Genomic DNA, 20,602 nt, shown 5'->3' with positions numbered 1-20,602 from the left:
CGAGAAGCCCGTTGACTTCTCATAAAGCCTGGTCAGGCCGGGGCCCGCGCTACGACCCGGCACCGTCCGGGGAGCAGCCGCAGGAACGCCGCACGACCAGGCGGGACGGGAATTTGCGGACCCGCTCGGTGTCCGAGCCGGGCACCATCAGCGAGTCGTCCAGGACGAGGTCCACCGCGGCCCGGGCCATCGCGTCGCGGTCGGAGGCGACGGTGGTCAGCGGCGGGTCGGCCAGCGCGGCCTCCGGCACGTCGTCGAAGCCGGCCACGGCGAGGTCCTCCGGCACCCGCAGGCCCACCTCGCGGGCGGCCCGCAGGACACCGATGGCCTGGTCGTCGGTGGAGCAGAAGATCGCCGGGGGGCGGTTCTCGGAGCGCAGCACGCCGAGGGCGACGTCGTAGGCGCCGTAGCGGTGGAAGGGCGCGTCGATCAGGTGCGGTTCGGTCGGCAGGCCGTGCGCGTCCATGGCGCGCTGCCAGCCCTCGACGTGGTCGATGACCGGGTCGCCGGGGGCGGGGGACTCGACCGGGCCGCCGAAGCAGGCCACGTACGGGTGCCCGTGCACCTCCAGCAGGTGGCGGACGACGGCCTCGGCGCCGCCCACGTCGTCGGTGACCACCGCGACGTCGTCGATCGCCTCGGGGCGGCGGTGCAGCAGCACGACCTTCGCCCCCTCCATGGCGGCGAACTCCTCGGCGGCCCGCTGGGAGGGGCCCTGGCTGACCAGGATCAGGCCGGAGACCCGCATGCCGAGGAAGGCGCGGACGTAGTGGACCTCGCGGTCGTCGACGTAGTCGGAGTTGCCGATCAGCACCAGCTTGCCGCGTTCGGAGGCGGCCCGTTCCACGGCGTGCGCCATCTCGGCGAAGAACGGCTGGCGGGCGTCCGGGACGACCATGCCGATGAGGTTGGTGCGGCGGGAGGCCATCGCCTGCGCGACGCTGTTCGGCCGGTAGCCGAGCTGCTCGATCGCGGCGAGCACCTTCTCCCGGGTGGCGGGCGCGACCGGCCGCGGCCCGTTGTTGATCACGTAGCTGACGACCGCGGTCGAGGTACCAGCCAGTCGGGCTACATCGTCGCGCGTCACTTTGGCCACGGGGGGAGTCTACGCGTGTGGTGTGCGGCGGGGCAGTGGGGATCGCACCCGGTCGGGGCCGTTCCGGGGGCGGCTCCCGGACGGGGTGGGGCGAATCCGGACAGGCCGGGCCGGGCGGTTCGGGGTGGGCCCGCCCGGCCCGCCGGGTCAGGCGTCCAGGACCGTCGCGGGGCGCCGGGCGGCCTGGTCGGGGCGCTCGCCCTTGTCGGGCTTCTCCGGGACGACGAAGCGGTAGCCGACGTTGCGGACGGTGCCGATCAGGCCCTCGTTCTCGACGCCGAGCTTGGCCCGCAGCCGCCGGACGTGCACGTCGACGGTGCGGGTGCCGCCGAAGTAGTCGTAGCCCCAGACCTCCTGCAGCAGCTGCGCCCGGGTGAAGACCCGGCCGGGGTGCTGGGCGAGGTACTTGAGCAGCTCGAACTCCTTGAAGGTGAGGTCGAGCACCCGGCCCTTGAGCTTGGCCGAGTAGGTGGCCTCGTCGACCGAGAGGTCGCCGTTGCGGATCTCCATCGGGCTGTCGTCGGTGGTGACCTGGAGCCGGCCGAGGGCGAGCCGCAGCCGGGCCTCGACCTCGGCCGGGCCGGAGGTGTCGAGCAGGACGTCGTCGATGCCCCACTCCGCGGTGACGGCGGCCAGGCCGCCCTCGGTCACCACCAGGATCAGCGGGCAGCCGATGCCGGTGGAGCGCAGCAGCTGGCAGAGGCTGCGGATCTGCGGCAGGTCGCGCCTGCCGTCCACCAGGATGACGTCGGCGCTGGGGGTGTCGACCAGGGCGGCACCCTCGGCGGGCGCCACCCGGACGCTGTGCAGCAGCAGGCCGAGCGCGGGCAGTACCTCCGCGGAGGGCTGCAGCGCGTTGGTGAGGAGGAGCAGAGAACTCATACCCGGTAGTCCCCTTTCCGGGTCGTCGCGGTCGCGTTCCGGCTGCCGCCACAGCCGGATGGCGCACGTGCTGGTGAGGGGGAGGAGGCGGACGCCCGGTGGGAACCGCTGGATCCGCCGACGCGGACGGCCGAACGGGGCGCGCGCCGGGGGTCCCGCAACCCGCGACGCACCGTTTCTGCCCTGTTCATCCCGCGAACCTTCCGGTCCTGGCCCGTCCCGGGCGGCGGCCCGGAGCCGGGGTTGTCCGACGCCCCTGCCGGGCCCGGCACGTCGTTGTGCCGCGCGGGTGGCGGGGGCGGTTCCCGCGGACCGCCGGGGGTGGGCCGACGATTCGCAAGAACGTCCGTACTGGCGTCCTGAAAGCACAAAAGGACCCGGGGGCGACTCTGCCCGGATCCCTCAGGGGTCGAGGATAGCCGACCGGTCTCCGGGCCGGGAGGGCTCCGACCCGGCGGTTCGGCCCTTTTCGGGCGCTCCCCGGGTGAGCCCCGCCACAGCTTCGCGACGGCGCCACCGGCGGCCGGGCCAGGGCGATTGCCGCTCGTGCGGGCGAACACGACATCATGGGACGCACATCGGCGGCACCGTGCGAGTACACCTTTCGGGCGAGGCGCGGACGCTTCCGGTGGTGGACCCGGCCGGGGTACCCGGGAACGGGCGAGGACGAACAAGAAGGGGTTGCCATGGGTGCGACCACCGGGCACGACCCGGCGGCCGCCGTCCGGGTGAGCGGAACCATCCGCTACTGGGCGGCGGCGAAGTCGGAGGCCGGGCTGGCCGAGGAGCCGTACCTGGCGGCGACCCTGGCCGAGGCGCTGGCGGAGGCCAGGGCGCGGCACGCCGACCGGCCGAAGCTGGTCCTGCTGCTCGGTCACTGCTCCTACCTGGTGGACGGTTCGCCGGTGGGCGGCCGTGACCACTCGACGGTGGCGCTCAGCGAGGGCGGCACCGTCGAGGTCCTCCCGCCGTTCGCGGGCGGGTGAGCGGCGTGACCGGGACGAACGGGGCCCCCGAGGGTCGGCCGAGGCAGCACCGGCCGCAGCCGCCGCAGCAACCGCAGTACCCGTACGGGCAGCCGCAGCCGCAGCCGCAGTCGGCGCAGCCGGGGCAGGAGCAGCAGCCGGGGGCGCAGGGGTACCACCCCCAGCAGCCGCCGTATCCGTACGCCCCCCAGCAGGGGTACGCGCCGGATCCCTATGCGCAGCAGGGGCTCGCGGCGCAGCCGCACGCCCCCGGGGCGGGTGTGCCGCCGTACGGCGGACCGTCGGCGCAGCAGCCGGGGCACCCCCAGCAGCAGCCGTACGGACAGCAGGCCTACGGGCAGCAGCCGTACGGGCAGCCGCCGTACGGAGCGGGGCCGGGCGGTGGTCCGGCCGTGGACGACGCCGCGACGGCGCTGCTCCCGCCGGTGCCGCCGCTGGACGACGCCGCGACGGCGCTGCTCCCGCCCGTGCGGGTGTCCGGCGCGGTACCGCCGGGCGTCCAGGGCCGGCCGGCCGAGCCGTTCCCCGGCCACGACCGGCCCCGCGCCCGGCACGGCCGGCCGCAGGGCCAGGCCCCCGCCGGGGCCCCGTACGGTCAGGGTCCGGCACAGGCCCCGGGCCACGCGCAGGCTCCGGCCCACGCGCAGGCCCCGGTGCAGGCCCCGGTGCAGGCTCACACGCAGGCCCCGGTGCAGGCTCACCCGCAGTCCCACGCCCCGGCCCCGGCGCCCGTGCCGGACCAGGGGCAGGGCCTCGACCAGCCGACCATGACCCTGAAGCTCCCGGAGCCGCCGGCCCCCGTGCTGACCGACCCGGCCGCCGCCCGCGCGGCCAGGGCGGCCCGCGCCGCGCAGAACGCGCACCCGGCGCCCGGCGGCCACGGCGCCCCCGCGGCTCCGGCCGCGCCGTTCACCGCGCCGTTCACCAACCCGGTCCCGGCCCCGGTCCAGGCCGCGGCTCCGGCGGCGCCCGCCGTCCGGACCGGTTCGCCGATCAACGACCCCGGCCTCCAGCCGGCGCTGATCACCGCCGGTGCCGCCGCCCTGCTGGCCGGTGGCGCGGCGCTCGGCCAGGTCGGGCTGGCGCTGGTGCTCGTGCTGCTCCAGGGCCTGACGGCGGCCGGCTGGTTCCGGCTGAACGGCATGTGGCCGGCCCGCCAGGGCATCGCGCTGGCCGCGCTGTCCGGCGTGGTGGCCGACGTGGCCGTGCTGCTGGCCGACGAGGACGGCGGCACGGCGGCGGTGGTCGGCACGCTCGGCGGGTTCTTCCTGCTGGTGCTGGTGCTGCAGACGTTCCGGCCGGCCGATCCGAAGGAGCGGTTCTACGCGCTCACCGTGCTCGGTTCGGCCACCGTGGTGACGGTGCTCTGCACGGCGCTGCTGCTGTCGGACTGGGTGCCGGCGGCGGTCGGGGCGGTCGCGCTGGCGACGCTGCTGGCGGCCGCGCCGCTGCCCGGGCCGAAGTGGCTGGGCCCGTTGCTGGGCCTGCTCGCGGCGGTCGGGCTGGGTCTCGCGGTCGGCGCCCCGCCGGCGCTGGGCGCGGCGGCCGGTCTCGGCGCGCTGATCGGCCGCCGGGTGGCGGGGTACGACTTCCCGTCCCGGTTCGTGCACATGACGGCGGGCGTGGCGCTGCCGCTCGCGGTCGCGGCGCCGCTGGTGTGGATCGCCACGGCCCTGCTCGGCTGACCGCCGCCGCGACGCGGCCTTCCCCACGACGTCCCGCCCCGGAACCATGCTCCGGGGCGGGACGTCGTACGGTCGGGCGGAGCGGGCGTACCGGAGTACCCGGATCCGCCGCCGTGCGGACCGACCGCGGTACGACCGCGGCGCCAGGACGGTGCGGTGCACGACAGTGAACGACAGCGACCGGCGACGACGGGGGAGAGCGATGCGCGGCTGGCTGAAGGCGACCATCGGAGTGGTGGTGCTCTCGGGGGTGCTGGTGGGGGCCGACCGGATAGCCGTGGGGGTCGCCGAGGACGAGGCGGCCGACCAGATCCTGAAGAGCGGCCGGATGAGCCAGAAGCCGCACGTCTCGATCGAGGGCTTCCCGTTCCTGACCCAGGTCGTCTCGCAGAAGCTGGACGACGTGCGGATCTCCGCGGACGGGCTGACCGTCGGCGAGGGCAAGGACAAGGTCGCGCTGCACTCCTTCTCGGCCAGACTCTCCGGTGTCGAGGTCAGCAACAACATGAGCAGCGCCACCGTGGACACCGGCTCCGGCTCCGGTCTGATCGACTACGCGGACCTGTCGCGGCTGCTGCCGCCGGCCTCGGAGCTGGTGCCGAACGCGGGCCGGCTCTCGCTCGGCGCCAACACCCGGCTGAGCCTGTCCTACGGCGGGCCGGGCAAGGTCAAGGCCTCGCTCGGGCCGTTCCCGGTCGGGGAGGCCTCGGTGCACAACAAGGGCAACACCGTGACGGTGGACGGCTTCCGGATGACCGCGATGGCCTCGCTGCTCGCCGGGGTGTCCGACCAGGCCATCGCCCCGATCAGCTTCACCCTCGCCGCGCTGCCCGCCGGGCTGAACCTCGCCTCGGTGACGCCGCAGGAGGAGGGCTTCCGGCTGGCCTTCGACGGCAAGGACGTCAAGCTCATCGGCTGACCCCCGGCCGACCGTCGGCCGACCCTCGGCCGACCGGACCCCGCCGCCCACCGTTCCGCTCCGCGAGACGCGCTGTCCAGCACCGGCCGCGGAGCGGTGCTGTTCCCGCCCCCGGACCGGCCCCCGGGGGCCCGTCGGCCGGGCCGTGGCCGGTTCCCATGGCCCATGGAAGGGTCAAATCCCACCATGCGAGCGATCTGGTCTCGGTATTCGATACGCTGATGACAGCGGGCCTCGGGTGTCCCTAGCATCGTCGGCATGAAGCGACAGACGGACCTCACGAAGCGGCGGGCGGTAGACCTGTGCCGCGTGGCCGCCTGTCTGTGTCGAATGCGCTGACTCGGCGTCCTGGCAGGGCAGTTGCCGCCCGCCGCCGATTTCTCCGGCGACCTGTGCCGGCCCCTCGGGCCGGGCGCGGCCGCCCTGCTCCGCACCTCTCGCCCGCTCGCACCGCACGCCGCCGCATGTCCCACTATTCGGACAGGAATTCGGACCGGCGTCCGACGGGCGACCGCACCCCCGCTGCGCCGCAGCACCCGAAGCAGCCACCAGCAGCACCACCTTCCGCAAACCGCCCCCGGATGGAGAACATCACCATGAGCCGCAGCGACGTCCTGGTCGACGCCGACTGGGTCCAGGCCCGCCTGGACGACCCGAAGGTCGTCATCGTCGAGGTCGACGAGGACACCTCCGCCTACGACAAGAACCACATCCGCAACGCCGTCCGGATCGACTGGAAGTCCGACCTCCAGGACCCGGTCCGCCGCGACTTCATCGACCAGGCCGGCTTCGAGGCGCTGCTCAGCGCCAAGGGCATCGCCAACGACGACACCGTCGTCCTGTACGGCGGCAACAACAACTGGTTCGCCTCGTACGCCTACTGGTACTTCAAGCTGTACGGCCACGGTGACGTCCGCCTGCTCGACGGCGGCCGCAAGAAGTGGGAGCTCGACTCCCGCGACCTGGTCGCCGAGGTGCCGCAGCGCGCCGCGACCGAGTACACGGCGCAGGCCGTCGACTCCTCGATCCGCGCCTTCCGCGACGACGTGATCGCCGCCATCGGCACCCTCAACCTGGTCGACGTCCGCTCGCCCGACGAGTTCTCCGGCAAGCTGCTCGCCCCGGCCCACCTCCCGCAGGAGCAGTCGCAGCGCCCCGGCCACGTGCCCTCCGCGCGCAACATCCCGTGGGCGAAGAACGCCAACGACGACGGCACCTTCAAGAGCGACGACGAGCTCAAGGCCCTGTACGAGGCCGAGGGCATCGACCTGGCGAAGGACACCATCGCCTACTGCCGCATCGGCGAGCGCTCCGCGCTCACCTGGTTCGTCCTGCACGAGCTGCTCGGCCAGGAGAACGTGAAGAACTACGACGGTTCCTGGACCGAGTACGGCAGCCTCGTCGGCGTGCCGATCGAGCTCGGCAACTGAGCCGCCCGCTCCACCCGTAAGGCTGAAGGGAAGACAAGACATGTGCGGTGCGAAGGCCGGTGGGCCTGACCTGGCAGGAGTTGACGTGGCGAACGAGACGATCATCCAGGGTTCCGTGACCCGCGACGGCGAGCCGGTCAACGGCTACGTCCGACTGCTCGACGAGGGCGGCGAGTTCACGGCTGAGGTGCCCACCTCGGCGACCGGCCAGTTCCGGTTCTTCGCCCGCCCGGGCAAGTGGACCCTGCGGGCGCTCATCCCGGGCCAGACCGTGGACCGCCAGGTGGTCGCCTCCCAGGGCAACCTGACCGAGGTCGCGATCGCGGTCTGACCGTCCACGACGGACCGGCGTCACCGAGGGCCCCTGCCACGCGGGGGCCCTCGGGCATACCGTGGAGGTGTGCAGGCACGTCGGCGACACCGCTACTACTTCGTCATGATGGGCGTCTGCCTCGGGCTGTTCGTGCTGGCCTGGGGCGTCGTGCGGTTCTGGTCCGTCCCGGCCGCGATCGGCATGTGCGTGGTCGCGATGGTGATCCCGCCCGTCGCCGCGGTCTTCGCCAACAAGCGGGACCCCGAGGACGACTGGTGGGACGACCCGCGCTGGGACGACCCGAAGTGGGGCGAGCCCGGCCACGACCGGGACCGCCCCGACCGTCCCGACCGGGGCCGTCCCGACGGTGAGGACCCGTGGCGGGATCAGTAGACGAGCGCCTGCACGCCGTCGGCCATGATCTCGCTGACGAAGACCTGGGCGCCCGCGATCCGGACACCCTCGACGGTGTCCTTCTGCTCGATCCCGCGCCGCACCGCGCACTGGGTGCAGAGGGTGACCGTGCCGGCCGCCAGGACCGACTCCAGCAGGTCCGGCAGCGGGGCCGCGTGCGGCAGCTCGAACTCCGCCGCCCGCCCGGGCAGGGCGAACCAGGACGACTCCCCGGTCAGCCAGAGCGAGACCTCGACCCCGCTGGCGACGGCGACCGCCGCCACCGTGAACGCCTGCGAGCACCGCTCCGGCGCGTCCGCTCCGGCGGTGACCTTGATGACGAGCTTCTTCTGAGACGACATGCCCGACACACTAGATCGCCGTCGTGGTGGGGCTCACCGAGACCCGTCGGTACCGTCCGGATAGAGTGAGCGGCAGCAAAATCCACACACTGTCGCCGCCCTGGGAGCCCCCCGTGTCCGGTCTGGAAATCTTCTTCGACGGTCTGCTGGCCCTCATGGCCGTGCTGATCACCTGGTTCGCCGTCTTCTCGGTGATGAAGCTGTACCAGGGCCAGCGCTGAGCGACTGCCGTACGGTTGAAGTGATCCCGCACCGACGACAGCGACCAGGAACATGATCGAGATCCCCTCTGACCTCCACAAGGACGTCGTCCCGCTGGCCTTCCTCCTCGGCACCTGGGAGGGCGCGGGCGTCTACGCCCCCCTGCCGGGCGCGGAGGGCCAGGACACCGAGAAGTGCAACTTCGGCCAGGAGATCGTCATCCGTCACGACGGACGGCCCTTCCTGGAGTTCCGCTCCCGCACCTGGGTGCTGGACAACGAGGGCGAGAAGGTCCGTCCGCTGGAGAACGAGCACGCCTTCTGGCGTGTCACCAGCAACCAGCACGGCGCCAGCGGTGCCCGCGGGATCGAGATCTCCTCCGTCCGCGACGACGGCACGGTGGAGATCTGGTACGGCGAGCTGGCCGACGGCAAGCCGCAGATCGACGTCTCCACCGACGCGGTCGCCCGGATCGAGGGCTCCCCGGAGTACTCGGGCGGCAAGCGGCTCTACGGCTTCGTCAACGAGGAACTGCTCTGGGTCGGCGAGAAGGCCGCCCCGAACGTCCCGCTGCGCCCGTACATGTCCGCCCAGCTGAAGAAGGTGCTCTCGCCGGCCCAGCTGATCAAGGACATCAACGACCTGCCGGACGACGGCATCGCGTTCTTCAAGTAGGAAGCACGCGGCGTCCGCCGAGGCGCACAGGTGCAGGGACCGGCCCGTCGGCCGGTCCCTACACTTGCTTCAGGACCCCCGACGTTTGGCAGGGAACAGGACCGTGGCGGACACCGGCACCACCGACTGGCAGCTCTCCGGCGACTGGAAGGCCGACCTGCGCGAACGCGGCTACCGGCTCACGCCGCAGCGCCAGCTCGTCCTGGAGGCGGTCGACGCGCTCGACCACGCCACCCCGGACGACATCCTCTGCCACGTCCGGCAGACCGCCAGCGGCGTCAACATCTCCACCGTCTACCGGACCCTGGAGCTGCTGGAGGAACTCGGCCTGGTCTCGCACGCGCACCTCGGCCACGGCGCCCCGACCTACCACCTGGCCGGCCGGCACCACCATCTGCACCTGGTCTGCCGGGACTGCGAGAAGGTCACCGAGACCGGTACCGAGATCGCCCAGCCGCTGATCGACAGCCTGCGCGCGCAGCACGGTTTCGACACCGACCTCAAGCATTTCGCCATCTTCGGCCGCTGCGCCGACTGCTCCGCGAAGCGCGCCGCCGAGCGGTCGTAAGCTTGCCGGTATGACCGGTCTGAAGAGCCCGCTGCTTGCGCTGCCCGGAGCCGTCCCCGCCGAGGGCGCCGACGAGGGCGTCGCCGCCCACTACGGCGACATCTTCCGCGAGCAACGCGGCCTCGCCCAGGGGTCCGGCTTCGTCGACCTCTCGCACCGCGGGGTGCTCACCGTCACCGGCGACGACCGGCTGAGCTGGCTGCACCTGCTGCTCACCCAGCACGTCAGCGCGCTGCCGTCGGGACAGGCCACCGAGGCGCTGGTGCTCTCCCCGAACGGGCACGTCGAGCACGCCCTCTACCTGGTCGACGACGGCACCACCACCTGGGCGCACGTCGAGCCGGGCACCCAGCAGGCGCTGATCGGCTACCTGGAGAGCATGAAGTTCTTCTACCGGGTCGAGGTGGCCGACGCGACCGCCGACTTCGCGGTGGTCCACCTGCCGGCCGGCTCGACCGTCTCCGCCGACGGCGCCGCCGCGGTCCGCGAGCTGACGTACGGGCGGGACCTCTTCCTGCCGCGCGCCGAACTCGCCGCACTGACCTCGGGCTACGGCCCGGCGGCCGGCGTCTGGGCGTACGAGGCGCTGCGGATCGAGGGCCACCGGCCGAGGCTCGGTTTCGAGACCGACCACCGGACCATCCCGCACGAGGTGGACTGGCTGGAGACCGCGGTGCACCTGCAGAAGGGCTGCTACCGGGGCCAGGAGACGGTGGCCCGGGTGCACAACCTGGGGCGGCCGCCGCGCCGGCTGGTCTTCCTGCACCTGGACGGCACCGAGGAGGTGCTGCCCCCGCACGGGACGGAGGTGCGGCTGGCCTCGGACCCGCAGGGGCGCTCGCTCGGCTTCGTGACCTCCTCGGCGCGCCACCACGAGCTCGGGCCGGTCGCGCTGGCCGTCGTGAAGCGGAACGTGCCGGTGGACGCGGTGCTGCTGGCCGGCACGGTGCCGGGGACGCAGGACGTGATCGTCCCGCAGTAGCGGAGGCGGCCGGGCCGGGTCGGACCCCGCCCGGGGTCAGACCTCGACGAGGACGGTGAACGGGCCGTCGTTCACCAGCGCCACCTTCATGTCGGCGCCGAAACGGCCGGTCTCGACCTCGGCGCCGAGCGCGCGCAGCTGGGCGACCACCTCGTCCACCAGCGGCTCGGCGACCGGGCCGGGCGCGGCGGCGTTCCAGGTGGGGCGGCGGCCCTTGCGGGCGTCGCCGTAGAGCGTGAACTGGCTGATGACCAGCAGCGGCGCCGCGATGTCCGAGCAGGACCGCTCGACGCCGTCCCCGTCGGCGGGCAGCAGCCGCAGGGTCCAGAGCTTGCGGGCGAGCTGCGCCGCCTTGGCGGGGGTGTCGTCGTGGGTCACGCCGACCAGGGCGCAGAGCCCGGGCCCCTCGATCGCGCCGACGGTCTCCCCGGCCACCGTCACCCGGGCCTCGCTGACTCGCTGCACCACTGCTCGCATGCGGTCATTGTGCCGGAGGCGGTGGGGGCGCGAGCAGGCCCCCCTGGGGCGCCCTGTGGCCTGGCGTGCGCCGGGTAGCGTGCGCCTGCGCGCTCCTTGGCGCCGCTCCTGCTGCGAAAAGCTTCGGTCGTATCAACCACCCCTCTTCGCCAGGGGGCCGTTCGGGTGCACGGGCGGTGCGGCGGCGGCGGGCGGGGTGGCACGCTGGGGGACCGTAACAAGGGCGGATCCGGCCGTCCGCCGCGTCGTGCGGAGGGGGCCGGGCACGTCCGTGGTCCGGGGCGCCGAAGGTCCGCCGCGCCGGGCCCGGTTCGGCCGGGCGGTCGAGCCGGTAGGTCAGGCGTTCTGGTCGTGTCGCCCCGGTGGGTGGCCACGGCCGGGGGAGGGAACCATCGCGGGCGTCCGGACGTGCCTCCGGACGGGAACGCGCCGACGGCGCGCGCGGCGGTGACGGGCCGGACCGGCGGCAGGCGACGGGGTGCCGCGAGCGGGCGGGATCGGGACGACGGCAGGTGGGTTGGTTGATGGACGCGATCGGCACGGCACAGGACCGGTACGAGCGGGCGCCGGAGGACCCCGGCTCCGAACCGGACCTCGAAGGGCTGGGCCTGGACCAGCTGCGGACCCTGCGCCGGGACACCCTGGAGCAGGAGGAGGACCTCTCCTACCTGCGGCGGCTGCTGCACGGCCGGATGGACATCCTGCTGGCCGAGCTGGACCGCCGGCCCGACGGCGGCGCGGCCCGTCCGGCGGACCGGGCGGAGCCGGCCGGCGCCCTGCTGGACCGGCTGCCGGCCATCCTGACGGACGCGGTGCCGACCGTCCGCCGCTCGGCCCGGCACGTCACCCTGGGGCCGCCGCGGGGGCAGCAGTCCCAGCTGGAGGCGGACACGCTGATGGGCGACGTGCAGCTGGCCGACCTGTCCGCGCACCCGGCGGCGGAGCTGCTGGCGGCGCTGGAACGGCTGCGCGCGCACGAGCGCGAGGTGTCCGGGCGGCGGCAGCGGCTGCTGCGGACGGCGGACGGCTGCAACGCCGAGATCACCCGCAGGTACCGTGATGGGGAAGCACGGGTCGACGACCTGCTCGCAGGCGGCCCGCTCTGATCGGACGAGGCCCCCGGAGTGGGGACGGGCCCGGCTCGCCCCCGGCCCACCCTCACCTCCGGAAGGCTCTTCGCCATGTCCAACCCCGCCCTGCCCGTGCTCGCCGAGGTGGTCCGCTCGGGCTTCGTCGAGGGCCGGCACCACGGCTCGCTGGTCCTGCTCGCCGCGGACGGCTCGGTCGAGTTCTCCCTCGGCACGCCGGACGCCCCGGTGTTCCCCCGCTCCTGCGCCAAGCCCTTCCAGGCGGTGGCCACCCTGCGGGCCGGTCTGGCGCTGGAGGGTGAGCTGCTGGCGCTGGCGGCGTCCAGCCACTCCGCAGAATCGTTTCACCTTGCCGGTGTGCGACGGATACTGGCCGACGCCGGCCTCGACGAGAGCGCCCTGCGGACCCCCGCCGACCTCCCGCTGGACGAGATGGAGGCCGAACTCCACCTGCGCTGGGGCGGCGACCACGAGCCCGTGCTGATGGACTGCTCCGGCAAGCACGCCGGCTGGCTGGCCGCCTGCGTGGCCAACGACTGGCCCACCGACAGCTACCTCGACCCGGCCCACCCGATCCAGCGGCTGGCCCAGGAGGCCCTGGAGGAGGCCGTCGGCGAGACCTCCGCGCACGCCGGGGTGGACGGCTGCGGCGCGCCGCTGCTGGCCGTCAGCCTGACCGGCCTGGCCCGCGGCTACCGCTCGCTGCTGCTGGCCGAGCCCGGCACCCCGCAGCGCCGGGTCGCCGACGCGATGCGGGCGCACCCCGAGTACGTGGCCGGCACCCGCCGCGCCGACACCCGGCTGATGCGGGCGGTGCCGGGCGCGCTCGCCAAGATGGGCGCCGAGGCCGTCCAGGCGGTCGCGCTGCCGGACGGCCGGGCGCTCGCCTTCAAGATCGACGACGGTGCGGAGCGGGCCCGCGGCCCGGTCCTCGCCGCCGCCCTGCGCCGGCTCGGGGTCACCACCGAGGACGGCACGATCGACCGCCTCGCCGCCGCACCGCTGCTGGGCGGCGGCGTCCCGGTGGGCGAGGTGCGCGCGGCGTTCTGACAGTCGCCCGCTCGCCTCCGGGGCGCTTTTGTCCGGTGCCGACGGTCGGCGCTCCCTCGCTCCTTCGTCGCTCCCTCGCGCTCTCCCTTTCGGCACCGGCGCGCCCCTTCGGCTCGGGGCGGGAGTCGCCCGCTCGCAGGGGAGGGGCTCGGGGCGGGAGTCGCCCGCTCGCAGGGGAGGGGCTCGGGGCGGGAGTCGCCCGCTCGCAGGGGAGGGGCTCGGGGCGGGCGGGCGAGTGGGTCCCGGGGCGGGTTCGCCCGCCCCGGGAACCTCCGGCACTCTCCGTCCGGCGGTTGCCGGAGTGCGGACGGGCGGGGGCCGGTGCACGGTGGACCGGGGGCCGTCGCACAGCTGAGGGAGTCCGTCATGAGCGAGCACGTGTACCGGGTGACCGAGATCGTCGGGTCCTCGCCCGAGAGCATCGACGCCGCGATCCGCAACGGCGTGGAGCGGGCCTCCCGGACCCTGCGCAACCTCGACTGGTTCGAGGTGACGCAGGTCCGGGGGCATCTCGCGGACGGCGGGATCCAGCACTTCCAGGTCGGCCTGAAGATCGGCTTCCGGCTGGACGACGAGAGCTGAGGACGGCGCGCGCCTACCCGCGTTCCGGCAGCACCAGCGGCACACCCGTCCGCGGGTGCGGCAGCACCTCGACCGGGTGCCCGTACACCTCGCTGAGCAGCGGCGCCCGCAGCACCTCCGCCACCGGCCCGTCGGCGACGGTGGCGCCGTCGGCCAGCAGCACCACGCGGTCCGCGTAGGCCGCCGCCAGCGACAGGTCGTGCAGCACGACGACCACGCCGTCCCCGGCGGCGGCCCGGGTCCGGGCGAGCCGCAGCACGAGCTCCTGGTGCCGCAGGTCGAGCGCGGCGGTGGGTTCGTCCAGCAGCAGCAGGGCAGCGCGCTGGGCGAGCACCCGGGCCAGCGCGACCCGGGCCCGTTCGCCGCCGGAGAGGGCGGTGAACGGCCGTCCGGTGAACGCGGCCGACTCGGTGGCGGCCATCGCCTCGGCCACCACCCGTTCGTCCTCCTCGGCGGCGGCGGTGCCGGCCCAGGGGGCGCGGCCCATCCGGACCACCTCGTCGGCCGGGAACGGGAAGGACAGCGCGGCCGCCTGCGGGAGCAGCGCGCGCCGCCGGGCGAGGTCGAGGGGCCGGTAGTCGGCCAGCGGGCGGCCGTCCAGCCGGACTTCGCCCGCGCTCGGGACGAGGTCGCCGGCCAGGACGGAGAGCAGGGTGGACTTGCCGGCGCCGTTCGGGCCGAGCAGGGCGACCACCTCGCCGGCCGTGACCCGGACGTCCGCGCCGGCCAGCAGCTCGCGGCCGCCGAGGCTCAGCCGGACGGCCTTCGCGGTGAGCAGTTCGCTGCCCGGGTCGGGGCGTTCGGGTACTTCGGGGCGGTTGCGCAGTCCGAGTCTCATGCCCAGCCTCCCTGCTTGGTCCTGGTGCGGCGCAGCAGCCAGAAGAAGAACGGGCTGCCGATCAGCGCGGTGAGTACGCCGAGCGGGAGTTCGGCCGGTTCGGCCAGGGTGCGGGCGGCGAGGTCGGCGGCGACCAGGACGAGCGCGCCGGCGAGCGCGGAGGCGGGCAGCAGGAAGCGGTGGCCGGGGCCGGCGAGCATCCGCAGCAGGTGCGGGACGACCAGGCCGACGAAGCCGATGATGCCGCTGACCGCGACCGCGGCGGCGGTGAGCAGGGCGACGACGGTGATCAGCACCAGCCGCATCCGCTCGACGTCCACGCCGAGGTGCCGGGCGGGCCGTTCGCCGAGCGCCAGCAGGTCCAGCGAGCGGGCGTAGCGGGGTGCGACGGCGAGGCCGACGAGCGCGAACGGGAGCACGCCGAGGACCTTGCCCCAGGTGGCCTGGGAGAGCGAGCCGAGCTGCCAGAAGGTGACCTGGCTGATCGCGGCGGTGTCGGCGGTGAACAGGAACAGGCCGATCAGGGCGCCGCAGAAGGCGTTCACCGCGACGCCGGTGAGGATCAGGGTGACGACCTCGGAGCGGCCGCCGGAGCGGGACATCGCGTACACCGCGAAGACCGTCAGCAGGCCGGTGACGAAGGCGGAGGCGGTGACCGTCCAGGTCCCGAGCGTGTCCAGGCCGAGCACGATGCAGCCGACGGCGCCGACCGCGCCGCCGGAGGAGACGCCGATGACGGCCGGTTCGGCGAGCGGGTTGCCGAACACGCCCTGCATCAGGGCGCCCGCGCAGCCGAGCGAGCCGCCGACCAGCAGGGCCAGCACCACCCGGGGCAGCCGGACGTTCCAGAGCACCGACTCGGGGACGCGGTCGAGTGCGTGGCCGCCGAGGCCGAGCCGGTGGCCGAAGGAGGCGAGGATGTCGCCGAGCGGGATCCGGTAGGCGCCGATCCCGGCCGCGAGGACGGCGAAGACCACCAGGGCGACGGCCAGGCCGACGGTGAGCAGGGTGGTCCGGCCGGGCCGCCGAACGGTCGTGGCGGCGCTGCCGCCGGTCGCGGTGGCGGTCACTTGGCGGCCTTGGGGTAGAGCTGTTCGGCGATCTCGTTGATCACCTGGGGGGTGCGCGGGCCGTAGCTGAGCAGCTGGCCGTCCTCGATCGAGACGATCCGGCGGTCCAGGCCGGCCGGGGTCTGGGCGACGCCGGGCAGCTTGAGCAGGCCGTCGACGCCGCCGACGGAGTCGAGTCCCTTGCTCATCACCAGGATCGCGTCGGGGGCGGCCTTGACCAGGGCCTCGCTGGTGAGCGGGGTGAAGTCGCCGCTGAGGCCGGCGGCGGTGCCGGCGTCCTCGCCGCCGACGGCCGTGATCAGCGAGCCGGCGCCGGAGGCCGGGCCGCCGAGCAGGTAGACCGAGGCGCTGCCGCGCAGGTAGAGGAAGGCGACCTTGGGGTGGCGGTCGACGGCGGGCAGGGCGGCCCTGGCGGCGGTGATCCGCTGCTCGGTGCGCTCCTTCAACTGCTTGCCGGCGTCCGGGACGCCGAGTGCGGCGGCGACGGTGTCGATGCGCGGGCCGACGTCCTCCAGCCGCTTGGCGTCGTCGAGCACGAGGAGGGGGACGCCCGCGGCGCGGATCTGGGCGATCGCCTCGGCCGGTCCGGTGGAGCGGTCGGCGAGGACGACGGTCGGGTGCAGCGAGAGCACGCCCTCGGCGGAGACGTCGTGGGCCTGGGTGATCACGGGCAGGGCGGTGGCCTGCTGGAAGGTCGTGGAGACGTCCCGGGCGACGACCTTGGGACCGAGGCCGAGGCTGAAGACGATCTCGGCCAGGCTGCCGTTGAGCGGGATGATCCGCTCGGCGCTGGCGACGGTGACGGACCGGCCGTCGGCCGAGGTCGCGGTGGCCGGGAGGGCGGGGACCGGCGCGTCGGGCAGCGGTTCGACCGTGTCCGGGGCGCGTGAGGTGCCCGCTCCGGCGGCCGCGCCGGCGCCGCCGGAGGCCGAGCCGCAGGCGGTCAGGGCGAGCAGCAGACCGAGGAGCAGCAGCAGGATCGCGGGCCCGCGGGCGGCCCTGGTTCGTGGGGTACTGCTGCTCAAGGTCGTTCCCTTCGATGGGAGTTGTCGCCGCCGGGGAGTGGGGGTGCGGGGGCGGTCGACGGGGCTCTTGACTCATATATTAGGTTAGCCTTACCTAAAGCTCGCAAGGGGGTCTGTGCTGCGCCGACCCCGATTCCGACCTGCCTTCCCGTCCCGCCGAGGAGTGATCCGCGTGCCTCTGCCCCATCGGCTCCGCCGCATGGCCGCCGCCCTGGTGACCGCCCTGGCGGCCCTGCTGACCGTCGTGGTCCTCCCCGGCCAGGCGGTGGCGGCCGAGGGCAAGGTGTCCGGCGGGCGGCTGGACTGGGGGATCAAGCAGTCCTTCCTGACCTACGTCACCGGCCCCATCGCCAAGGGCACTTGGGCGCTCACCGGGGGAGCGGCCACGGTGTCGGGCAGCGGCTTCCGGTTCCACTCGGCCACCGGTTCGTACGATCCGGCGGGCGGCGCGCTGACGGCGGCGTTCTCGGGCGGGGTCCGGTTCACCGGGCACCAGGAGAACGGCGCCAACGCGCTCGACCTGAGCATCGGCCGGCTCACCTTCCGGGCCGCCGCGGGCGGCGCGGCCGGGCTGTACGCGGACGTCAGCAGCAAGTCCCGGGAGACCGGGCAGGTCAGCAACGCGAGCCAGGCCAAGCTGGCCGAGCTCTCGCTGGCCGGTGTCGACCTGCGCGGCGCGGCCGGGACCCTGACCCTCAGCAACGTCCCGGCGACCCTGACCGACGCGGGGGCCAAGGCCTTCGGCGGCTTCTACACCGCCGGGACGGCCCTCGACCCGGTCAGCCTCTCGGTCAACCTCCCGGCGGCGCAGGCCACCCCGACACCGACGGCTCCGGCCTCGCCGACCGCGGCGGCGCCGACCACGACGGCCCCGGCGGCGCCCGTGCCGAGCACGACCGCTCCGGCGGCTCCGGCGAGCCCGAGCGCTCCGACCAGCCCGGCAGCCACCCCGCAGGCCACCCCCGCCACCGAGTTCGCCAACGGCGCGCTCGACTGGGGTGTGCGCCGGACCTTCCGCGACTACGTCACCGGCACCATCGCCCAGGGCCGCTGGGAGCTCTCCGGCGGCGCGGCCGACGGCGGCGCGTTCTACCGCTGGACGCCCGCCAAGGGCAGCTACGACCCGGCCACCGGCGCGCTCACCGCCGCCTTCGCCGGCAGCGTCCGCTTCACCGGGCTGAAGAGCGGCGACAGTTACGGCCTGGACCTCACCCTGGCCAACACCGCCGTCACCGTGGCCGACGGCAAGGGCGTGCTGCGCGCCGACGTCTCCGGCCGCACCCCGGACGGTGCCACCCAGCAGCTCACCGGCGTCGAGCTGGGCACCTTCGACCCGGCCGGGCTGACCACCGAGGGCGGTCTGCTCAAGGCCGTCGAACTCCCGCTCACGCTCAGCGAGTCGGGCGGGAAGGCCTTCGGCGGCCTCTACCCGGCGGGCACCGCGATGGACCCGCTGAGCTTCGCCGTCGCGCTCGACCCGGCCGCCGCCCTCCCGCCGCTGCCGGACCTCGGCAGCGCCCCGGCGGTCGCGCCGACCCCGTCGGCCACCACCGCTGCGCCGACCACGCCCGCCGCGGCGCCGGTCGCCGCGGACGCCGGTGACTCGGGCGGCGTCCCGACGGCGGCCCTGGTCGGCGGCGGACTGCTCGCCGCCGCGCTGGCCGTGACCGCCGGTCTGTTCGTCCTCCGCCGCCGTCGTGCCACCCCCGCCGACGCGGCCTGAACCCCCTTCCACTTCCCCGCTCACCGATCGGAGACCCCCATGTCCCGCAACCGCACCCGGATGGCCGCCCTGGCCGCCGTCACCGTCGGCCTCGGCCTGACCGCCTTCGGCGCTCCGGCCCTGGCCTTCGGCGCCGGCGCGCCGAGCAGTGTCACCTACGACACCGGCTCGCTGGACTGGGGGGTCAAGGCCAGCTTCCGGAGCTACGTCACCGGGCCGGTCGGCCAGGGCGCGGTGGAGCTGAGCGGCGGCGCGACGACCAACGCCGACGGCAGCTTCCACTTCGGGCTGGCGAGCGCGAGCTACGACATGGGCAGCCACGCGCTGACCTCCGCCTTCACCGGCGGCGTGCGGTTCACCGCCCACCACGGTGCGCTGGACGTGGGTCTGAGCGACCTGAGGATCACCACCGCCGGTACGGTCGGCACGCTCACCGCCGACACCGCGTCCAAGGAGGTCGTGGGCGCTCCGGACGTCACCCGTCGCGACGACGTCCCGCTGGTGACTTTCACGGTCGGCCGGGACACCACCAACGGCTCGCCGACGGCGGCGAAGCTGACGGAGGAGGGCGCCAAGGCGTTCGCCGGCTTCTACGCGGCCGGGTCGGACATGGACCCGCTGTCGCTGCTGCTCAAGCAGAGCCCGGCCACGCCGTCCCCGACCGCCACGCCGACGCAGACCCCCACGGCCACCGCCACGCCGACCGCGACGGGCAGCCCGACGGCCACCGCCTCGCCGACCGCCACGGCGTCGCCGACCGCCACCGCTTCGCCGACGGCGACCGCCTCGCCCACGGTCACCTCCTCCCCGACGGCGACTTCCTCGCCGACCGCCACCGGCTCGCCGAGCGCGACCAAGTCGCCCACCGCGACCGGCAGCCCGAGCACGGCGCCGAGCACCGGTGAGCTCGCGGTGGTGAACGGCACCCTGGACTGGCAGGTCAAGGAGAGCTTCCGCAAGTACCTGCAGAGTCCGGTGGCCAACGGCAAGGTCGAGTTCGCGGGCGGCGCGGCCGACTACAAGTTCAGCGGCGCCAAGGGTGCGTACAACACCAAGACCCACGCGCTCTCGGCGGGCTTCGCCGGTTCGGTGCGCTTCCTCGGGCACCCGGGCGAGGGCGGCGGCTACCAGCTGGACACCACCTTCTCGAAGCTGGGCCTGAGCATCGACAAGGACGGCGCGTTCCTGACGGCCGACGTCAACGCCAAGTCCCTGGACGGGAAGACGAGCACGCTGTCCGGTGCGCGGATCGCCGAGCTGGACCTCTCCAAGGCGAGCCTGGCCCCGGTCAACGGTGTGGTGACGCTGAACGCGGTCCCGGCCAAGCTGACGGCGGAGGGTGTGCCGGCCTTTGCCAACTACAAGGCGGGCGAGGCGCTCGACCCGGTGACCGTGTCGCTGGCCTTCGACAAGAACGCCCAGCTGCCGACCGGTGGCACGGGTACGACCGGTGGCACGGGCACGACCACCGGCGGTGCGGCCGGTGGTGCTGGTGCCGGTAGCGGTACGGGTACCGGTTCGGGCACGGGCAGCACGGTGGGTGGTGCGTCCCTGACCACCACCGGCAGCGGCACTTCGTCGCTCGGTGGTGGCGGCGTGCTGGCCTCGACCGGTGCCGACACCCCGGTGGTCCCGCTGGTGGCGACCGCCGCCGGCCTGCTGCTGATGGGTGGTGGCGCCACCGCCCTGGCCCGCCGCCGCCGCGCGTCCCTCAGCGCCTGACAGCTGGCTTGAACAACTGTGGCCCCTCGCTCGATCCGAGCGAGGGGCCACAGCGCTGTGCGGGAGTCGGTTATGCGTGGAGGTTCAGTTGGCCGCTCTTGATGGTGGTGAGGAGGTTGGCGAAGGCGGCCGGGTTGGTGGGGAGGATGACGTCGCCGTCGTCGGATTCCCGGAGTTCGACCAGACCAGCCCCGATGCGGACCTCGACACAGTTGGAATCATCTCCGCTGTGGCTGGACTTCTGCCAGTGGTGCTCGTGCATTGCTTGCCTCCCGCGCGGCTGCTGAGAGCCGTCTTTGGCGCCCTCGCTCTGGTGGAGCGAGGGCGCGTTGAGGTTATGCGTGGTGGTCGAGTTCGCCGGTCTTGATGGTGTTGAGGAGGTTGGCGAAGGCGGCCGGGTTGGTGGGGAGGATGACGTCGCCGTCGTCGGATTCCCGGAGTTCGACCAGGCCAACCCCTACGCGGACCTCTACACAGTTGGCGTCATCTCCGCTGAAGCTGGACTTCTGCCAATCGAGCTCTGACATGTGCGCCT

At 74.1% G+C, this 20,602-nt stretch carries 24 protein-coding genes; 15 read left to right on the top strand and 9 right to left on the bottom strand.

What is annotated here, in order from left to right:
* Positions 1-49 precede the first annotated feature (49 nt).
* Together ACW14Y_RS19715 and ACW14Y_RS19710 are read right to left on the bottom strand one after the other, a co-directional pair.
* A complete protein-coding gene (locus ACW14Y_RS19715) occupies positions 50-1,096 on the bottom strand; it encodes a LacI family DNA-binding transcriptional regulator (RefSeq protein WP_266311815.1) in 1,047 nt (348 codons plus the stop codon).
* 147 nt (positions 1,097-1,243) lie between these two features.
* Complete coding sequence (locus ACW14Y_RS19710; protein WP_380305950.1) at positions 1,244-1,978, bottom strand: response regulator transcription factor; 735 nt, start codon at positions 1,976-1,978, stop codon at positions 1,244-1,246.
* A gap of 686 nt (positions 1,979-2,664) precedes the next feature.
* Between ACW14Y_RS19710 and ACW14Y_RS19705 the strand changes: the two genes are divergently transcribed.
* From ACW14Y_RS19705 to ACW14Y_RS19675, 7 genes are all read left to right on the top strand, one after another.
* The gene (locus tag ACW14Y_RS19705; RefSeq protein WP_053649936.1) at positions 2,665-2,964 is read left to right on the top strand and encodes a MoaD/ThiS family protein; all 300 of its coding nucleotides are present in this window, start codon (positions 2,665-2,667) and stop codon (positions 2,962-2,964) included.
* A gap of 5 nt (positions 2,965-2,969) precedes the next feature.
* Positions 2,970-4,649, top strand: coding sequence for a hypothetical protein (locus ACW14Y_RS19700; RefSeq protein WP_456987886.1), 1,680 nt, complete (start codon positions 2,970-2,972; stop codon positions 4,647-4,649).
* Positions 4,650-4,851: 202 nt separating this feature from the next.
* Positions 4,852-5,568, top strand: coding sequence for an LmeA family phospholipid-binding protein (locus tag ACW14Y_RS19695; RefSeq protein ID WP_380309319.1), 717 nt, complete (start codon positions 4,852-4,854; stop codon positions 5,566-5,568).
* Between the two features lie 258 nt (positions 5,569-5,826).
* Positions 5,827-5,907 (top strand): Ms5788A family Cys-rich leader peptide, encoded by an 81-nt coding sequence (locus ACW14Y_RS19690; RefSeq protein WP_350517234.1) that lies wholly within the window; start codon positions 5,827-5,829, stop codon positions 5,905-5,907.
* 257 nt (positions 5,908-6,164) lie between these two features.
* Positions 6,165-6,998 carry a sulfurtransferase gene (locus ACW14Y_RS19685; protein ID WP_030397541.1) on the top strand — a complete coding sequence of 278 codons (834 nt, stop codon included), beginning with the start codon at positions 6,165-6,167 and terminating at the stop codon, positions 6,996-6,998.
* A gap of 40 nt (positions 6,999-7,038) precedes the next feature.
* The gene (locus ACW14Y_RS19680; protein ID WP_030397542.1) at positions 7,039-7,329 is read left to right on the top strand and encodes a DUF1416 domain-containing protein; all 291 of its coding nucleotides are present in this window, start codon (positions 7,039-7,041) and stop codon (positions 7,327-7,329) included.
* A gap of 69 nt (positions 7,330-7,398) precedes the next feature.
* Positions 7,399-7,704 carry a DUF3099 domain-containing protein gene (locus ACW14Y_RS19675; protein ID WP_380309317.1) on the top strand — a complete coding sequence of 102 codons (306 nt, stop codon included), beginning with the start codon at positions 7,399-7,401 and terminating at the stop codon, positions 7,702-7,704.
* On the opposite strand, the gene ACW14Y_RS19670 is transcribed toward ACW14Y_RS19675, so the two are convergent.
* Positions 7,698-8,066 (bottom strand): DsrE family protein, encoded by a 369-nt coding sequence (locus ACW14Y_RS19670; RefSeq protein WP_030397544.1) that lies wholly within the window; start codon positions 8,064-8,066, stop codon positions 7,698-7,700. The two genes, ACW14Y_RS19675 and ACW14Y_RS19670, sit on opposite strands and share 7 nt — an antisense overlap.
* Positions 8,067-8,339: 273 nt before the next feature.
* On the opposite strand from ACW14Y_RS19670, the gene ACW14Y_RS19665 reads away from it, so the two are divergent.
* From ACW14Y_RS19665 to ygfZ, 3 genes are all read left to right on the top strand, one after another.
* Positions 8,340-8,942, top strand: a complete 603-nt coding sequence (locus tag ACW14Y_RS19665; RefSeq protein ID WP_340636628.1) for an FABP family protein — start codon at positions 8,340-8,342, stop codon at positions 8,940-8,942.
* A 103-nt stretch (positions 8,943-9,045) separates the two neighbouring features.
* Positions 9,046-9,510, top strand: coding sequence for a Fur family transcriptional regulator (locus tag ACW14Y_RS19660; protein WP_045938991.1), 465 nt, complete (start codon positions 9,046-9,048; stop codon positions 9,508-9,510).
* 19 nt (positions 9,511-9,529) lie between these two features.
* Complete coding sequence (ygfZ, locus tag ACW14Y_RS19655; RefSeq protein WP_380439230.1) at positions 9,530-10,492, top strand: CAF17-like 4Fe-4S cluster assembly/insertion protein YgfZ; 963 nt, start codon at positions 9,530-9,532, stop codon at positions 10,490-10,492.
* 36 nt (positions 10,493-10,528) lie between these two features.
* On the opposite strand, the gene dtd is transcribed toward ygfZ, so the two are convergent.
* A complete protein-coding gene (gene dtd / locus ACW14Y_RS19650; RefSeq protein WP_030397548.1) occupies positions 10,529-10,969 on the bottom strand; it encodes a D-aminoacyl-tRNA deacylase in 441 nt (146 codons plus the stop codon).
* Positions 10,970-11,493: 524 nt separating this feature from the next.
* On the opposite strand from dtd, the gene ACW14Y_RS19645 reads away from it, so the two are divergent.
* From ACW14Y_RS19645 to ACW14Y_RS19635, 3 genes are all read left to right on the top strand, one after another.
* Entirely contained in the window at positions 11,494-12,075 is a 582-nt protein-coding gene (locus ACW14Y_RS19645; protein ID WP_380309314.1) for an RsiG family protein, read from the top strand.
* Between the two features lie 75 nt (positions 12,076-12,150).
* Complete coding sequence (locus ACW14Y_RS19640) at positions 12,151-13,107, top strand: asparaginase (protein ID WP_402725163.1); 957 nt, start codon at positions 12,151-12,153, stop codon at positions 13,105-13,107.
* Between the two features lie 366 nt (positions 13,108-13,473).
* Positions 13,474-13,689: a dodecin gene (locus tag ACW14Y_RS19635; RefSeq protein WP_266270256.1), complete on the top strand. Its 216-nt coding sequence runs from the start codon at positions 13,474-13,476 to the stop codon at positions 13,687-13,689.
* Positions 13,690-13,702: 13 nt separating this feature from the next.
* Here the strand turns inward: ACW14Y_RS19635 and ACW14Y_RS19630 are convergent, their stop codons facing one another.
* The 3 genes from ACW14Y_RS19630 to ACW14Y_RS19620 are packed head-to-tail and all read right to left on the bottom strand — an operon-like array spanning position 13,703 to position 16,622.
* A complete protein-coding gene (locus ACW14Y_RS19630) occupies positions 13,703-14,527 on the bottom strand; it encodes a heme ABC transporter ATP-binding protein (RefSeq protein WP_380309310.1) in 825 nt (274 codons plus the stop codon).
* Entirely contained in the window at positions 14,524-15,597 is a 1,074-nt protein-coding gene (locus tag ACW14Y_RS19625; protein WP_380309308.1) for a FecCD family ABC transporter permease, read from the bottom strand. The genes ACW14Y_RS19630 and ACW14Y_RS19625 overlap by 4 nt, the downstream gene beginning before the upstream one ends.
* Positions 15,594-16,622 (bottom strand): heme/hemin ABC transporter substrate-binding protein, encoded by a 1,029-nt coding sequence (locus tag ACW14Y_RS19620; RefSeq protein ID WP_456987879.1) that lies wholly within the window; start codon positions 16,620-16,622, stop codon positions 15,594-15,596. The genes ACW14Y_RS19625 and ACW14Y_RS19620 overlap by 4 nt, the downstream gene beginning before the upstream one ends.
* Before the next feature lie 172 nt (positions 16,623-16,794).
* Here ACW14Y_RS19620 and ACW14Y_RS19615 point away from each other — a divergent pair, with 172 nt between their 5' ends.
* Both ACW14Y_RS19615 and ACW14Y_RS19610 read left to right on the top strand, forming a co-directional pair.
* On the top strand, positions 16,795-18,345 hold the full coding sequence (locus ACW14Y_RS19615) for an HtaA domain-containing protein (RefSeq protein ID WP_456987877.1): 1,551 nt from the start codon (positions 16,795-16,797) through the stop codon (positions 18,343-18,345).
* A 39-nt stretch (positions 18,346-18,384) separates the two neighbouring features.
* Positions 18,385-20,067, top strand: coding sequence for an HtaA domain-containing protein (locus ACW14Y_RS19610; RefSeq protein ID WP_456987875.1), 1,683 nt, complete (start codon positions 18,385-18,387; stop codon positions 20,065-20,067).
* A 70-nt stretch (positions 20,068-20,137) separates the two neighbouring features.
* Here ACW14Y_RS19610 and ACW14Y_RS19605 read toward each other — a convergent pair whose 3' ends face one another.
* Together ACW14Y_RS19605 and ACW14Y_RS19600 are read right to left on the bottom strand one after the other, a co-directional pair.
* The gene (locus ACW14Y_RS19605; protein ID WP_456987873.1) at positions 20,138-20,329 is read right to left on the bottom strand and encodes a DUF397 domain-containing protein; all 192 of its coding nucleotides are present in this window, start codon (positions 20,327-20,329) and stop codon (positions 20,138-20,140) included.
* A 73-nt stretch (positions 20,330-20,402) separates the two neighbouring features.
* Positions 20,403-20,594, bottom strand: coding sequence for a DUF397 domain-containing protein (locus ACW14Y_RS19600; RefSeq protein ID WP_456987871.1), 192 nt, complete (start codon positions 20,592-20,594; stop codon positions 20,403-20,405).
* Between the last annotated feature and the right edge of the window lie 8 nt (positions 20,595-20,602).

The organism is Kitasatospora sp. cg17-2 (assembly GCF_054031055.1).
The sequence above is the reverse complement of the archived record's forward strand: the minus strand, read 5'-3'. Positions and strand labels throughout refer to the sequence as shown.

Coding starts and splice junctions, on each gene's coding strand:
- ACW14Y_RS19640 (WP_402725163.1), top strand. CDS start 12,151: ATGTCCAACCCCGCCCTGCCCGTGCTCGCCGAGGTGGTCCGCTCGGGC.
- ACW14Y_RS19680 (WP_030397542.1), top strand. CDS start 7,039: ATGTGCGGTGCGAAGGCCGGTGGGCCTGACCTGGCAGGAGTTGACGTG.
- ACW14Y_RS19690 (WP_350517234.1), top strand. CDS start 5,827: ATGAAGCGACAGACGGACCTCACGAAGCGGCGGGCGGTAGACCTGTGC.
- ACW14Y_RS19685 (WP_030397541.1), top strand. CDS start 6,165: ATGAGCCGCAGCGACGTCCTGGTCGACGCCGACTGGGTCCAGGCCCGC.
- ACW14Y_RS19645 (WP_380309314.1), top strand. CDS start 11,494: ATGGACGCGATCGGCACGGCACAGGACCGGTACGAGCGGGCGCCGGAG.
- ACW14Y_RS19710 (WP_380305950.1), bottom strand. CDS start 1,978: ATGAGTTCTCTGCTCCTCCTCACCAACGCGCTGCAGCCCTCCGCGGAG.
- ACW14Y_RS19605 (WP_456987873.1), bottom strand. CDS start 20,329: ATGCACGAGCACCACTGGCAGAAGTCCAGCCACAGCGGAGATGATTCC.
- ACW14Y_RS19695 (WP_380309319.1), top strand. CDS start 4,852: ATGCGCGGCTGGCTGAAGGCGACCATCGGAGTGGTGGTGCTCTCGGGG.
- ACW14Y_RS19635 (WP_266270256.1), top strand. CDS start 13,474: ATGAGCGAGCACGTGTACCGGGTGACCGAGATCGTCGGGTCCTCGCCC.
- ACW14Y_RS19705 (WP_053649936.1), top strand. CDS start 2,665: ATGGGTGCGACCACCGGGCACGACCCGGCGGCCGCCGTCCGGGTGAGC.
- ACW14Y_RS19670 (WP_030397544.1), bottom strand. CDS start 8,066: ATGTCGTCTCAGAAGAAGCTCGTCATCAAGGTCACCGCCGGAGCGGAC.
- ACW14Y_RS19600 (WP_456987871.1), bottom strand. CDS start 20,594: ATGTCAGAGCTCGATTGGCAGAAGTCCAGCTTCAGCGGAGATGACGCC.
- ACW14Y_RS19630 (WP_380309310.1), bottom strand. CDS start 14,527: ATGAGACTCGGACTGCGCAACCGCCCCGAAGTACCCGAACGCCCCGAC.
- dtd (WP_030397548.1), bottom strand. CDS start 10,969: ATGCGAGCAGTGGTGCAGCGAGTCAGCGAGGCCCGGGTGACGGTGGCC.
- ACW14Y_RS19610 (WP_456987875.1), top strand. CDS start 18,385: ATGTCCCGCAACCGCACCCGGATGGCCGCCCTGGCCGCCGTCACCGTC.
- ACW14Y_RS19665 (WP_340636628.1), top strand. CDS start 8,340: ATGATCGAGATCCCCTCTGACCTCCACAAGGACGTCGTCCCGCTGGCC.